Annotated in this window: 1 protein-coding gene; it reads left to right on the top strand. The window is 71.1% G+C overall.

Annotated elements, in window-relative coordinates; all coding sequences use genetic code 11:
- Positions 1 to 249 (top strand): hypothetical protein (locus CVH10_RS26270; protein WP_219925039.1); only part of this gene is annotated, 249 nt, incomplete at both ends.

Here is a 249-nt window from a genome sequence, read left to right as displayed (position 1 = left end):
CCTGGATTCCGCGACCATCACGGCGCTTCGGGTGCAGATGGCCGAGGTCAAGCGGCGCTATGCCAGCCTCGAGAACAAGCTCGGGCCCCGGCACCCCGACCTCGTGGACCTGCGCCGCGAAGTGCAGGAGGCGCAGACCAGCATCAACCAGGAGATCGATCGCCTCGCCCAGGCGGCCCGCAGCGACCTCGCCCGCGCCCGGGAGACGGAGCGGCTCTACACCCGCGAGATCGAGGCCCAGAGCCGGAC

Source organism: Halomonas sp. ND22Bw, assembly GCF_003011945.1.
In the GTDB taxonomy this organism is placed as follows: domain Bacteria; phylum Pseudomonadota; class Gammaproteobacteria; order Pseudomonadales; family Halomonadaceae; genus Halomonas; species Halomonas halophila.
The sequence above is the reverse complement of the archived record's forward strand: the minus strand, read 5'-3'. Positions and strand labels throughout refer to the sequence as shown.